Origin of the sequence: Dietzia massiliensis (assembly GCF_018390595.1) — a bacterium.
In the GTDB taxonomy this organism is placed as follows: Bacteria; Actinomycetota; Actinomycetes; order Mycobacteriales; family Mycobacteriaceae; genus Dietzia; species Dietzia massiliensis.
In genome coordinates this window covers 1-2,093 of record NZ_JAHBAV010000117.1, presented here as the reverse complement: position 1 = coordinate 2,093, position 2,093 = coordinate 1, and the positions used below count along the sequence as shown (strand labels likewise).

Annotated in this window: 2 protein-coding genes; both read right to left on the bottom strand. The window is 72.7% G+C overall.

Annotated elements, in window-relative coordinates:
* Positions 1-52 precede the first annotated feature (52 nt).
* Positions 53-580 (bottom strand): type III secretion system chaperone family protein, encoded by a 528-nt coding sequence (locus KHA85_RS16355; protein ID WP_236885832.1) that lies wholly within the window; start codon positions 578-580, stop codon positions 53-55.
* A 163-nt stretch (positions 581-743) separates the two neighbouring features.
* Positions 744-2,054: a D-inositol-3-phosphate glycosyltransferase gene (gene mshA / locus KHA85_RS16350; protein WP_213186615.1), complete on the bottom strand. Its 1,311-nt coding sequence runs from the start codon at positions 2,052-2,054 to the stop codon at positions 744-746.
* Positions 2,055-2,093 lie beyond the last annotated feature (39 nt).

Here is a 2,093-nt window from a genome sequence, read left to right as displayed (position 1 = left end):
CCACCTCACCGAGGACCTGCCCCAGCCGGAGTAGGCGGCGGGCGCCGGCCGCCTACTCCGGCTGGGGCAGGTCCTCGGTGAGGTGGCGGAACGCGTCGAGGTTGCGCAGCGGCTCACCGCGCGAGACCCGCCACTCCCATTCGCGGCGGATCGACGTGTGGAAGCCGGTCTCGAGGATGATGTTGAAGTCGTGGTCGGCGGCCTCGAGCACCTGACCCAGCACGCGATCGAGCTCCTCCTCGGTCACCGCGATGAGCGGCATCCGGCCGACGAGGTAGATGTCGCCGTTGTTGTCCAGCGTGTACGCCACCTGGTACAGCCGACGATTGCGGCGCAGGAGGTACTTGTAGACCTTCTCGAAGTCCTCGTCCGGGTTGCGGCACACGAATGCCTCGACGCGCACGCTCTCCTTGTTCACCGTGAGATGGCAGGCGGTCTTGAGCCGCTTCTCCCCCGGCAGCTGCACGACGAACGTGTGGCCGTCGGCCAGCGTGGACTCGATCTCCCGCTCCACGAGGAAGTCGTGGATCCGGTCCACGGTGGGCTGGTCGAAGTCGGGCTCGCGGTTCTCGTCGCTCATGGTGGGGCTCCTTCGGCGGTGGGGCGCGTCGTCCCTCGTGTCTACTCGACCTTCTGTCTACTCGAACGACGCCCACCGGGGGTTCGGCGCCCGCGCCGCGGCGGATGGCCGGAGCGGCCCGGGCGCGGTCAGGACGCCGCCGCCCCCACACCCCCGGATGCGATCAGGACGCCGCCGCCTCCGCACGCCGGGCCCGGTAGGCGGCCATCGTGCCCGCGTACGACCCCAGCAGTCCGTCGGCCGTCGAGTCCCAGCTGAACCCGGAGGCGTGCACCGGGGCGGCCCGCGACATGGACAGGCGCAGCTCGTCGTCGTCGAGTAGTCCCGCCAACACGTCCGCCCACCGACGCGGGTCGTGCCCGTCCACGGTGAGCCCGGTGCGGCCGTCGGCGACGGCCGTCGGCAGCCCGCCCACCGCGGCGGCGACCACGGGCGTCCCGCACGCCTGCGCCTCGAGCGCGACGAGCCCGAACGACTCCGAGTACGACGGCACCGCCACGATGTCCGCGGCGCGGTACACGTCCACCAGCTCCGACGGCGGGCGCGGCGCGAGGAAGCTCACGCGGTCGGCCACGCCCAGCTCGTCGGCGAGCTCCATGAGCGACCGCGGCCGCTCGAGCCCGGACCCGCTCGGCCCGCCCACGACCAGCAGGCGGACGTCGCGGTGCGGCTGGGTGCGCACGATCTCGGCGAGCGCGCGGACGATCACGTCGGGGGCCTTGAGCGGCTGGATGCGGCCGACAAAAGCGATGACCTCGGACTTCTGCGCCAGCCCCAGCGCGCGGCGAGCCCGCTCGGTGCCGCGCTGTGTGCCGGGCGTGTACTGGTCGAGGTCGGCGCCGGGCGAGACGACGTCGATGTCCGCCGGGTCGGCGTCGTAGAAGCGGACGAGTTCGTCGCGCTCGCCGACGGTGTTGACGACCAGGCGGTGCGCGGCGTCGACGATCTGCTGTTCCCCTATCCGCCGCGACTCGGGCTCGGGCGTGTCACCGGCGGCGAGCACGGAGTTCTTGACCTCGGCGAGCGTGTGCGCGGTGTGCACGAGCGGCACGCCCCAGTGCTCGGACGCCACCAGCCCGGCCTGCCCGGACAGCCAGTAGTGCGAGTGGATGAGGTCATAGTGCCCCGGCGCGTGCCCGGCCTCGGCGCGCATGACGCCCGCGACGAACGGGCACAGCTGCGTGGGCAGATCCTCCTTGCGTAGGCCCTCGAACGGTCCGGCGACGATGTTGCGGACGAGCACGCCGTCGCCGGCCTCCTCGACGGGCGGCTGGGAGGAGTGGGTGGCACGGGTGAAGATCTCGACCTCCACGCCGCGGCGGGCCAGCCGGCGGGCGGTCTGCAGGACGTAGACGTTGAGTCCGCCGGCGTCGCCCGTGCCCGGTTGGGCGAGCGGGGAGGTGTGGAAGGACAACACCGCGATGCGTCGGGGCAGCGGGTGCGCGACGCCGCGGTCGAGCTCGGAGACGGTCACCCGCTCGATTGTGCCCCCGCCCGCGCGGGCGTGCACGTC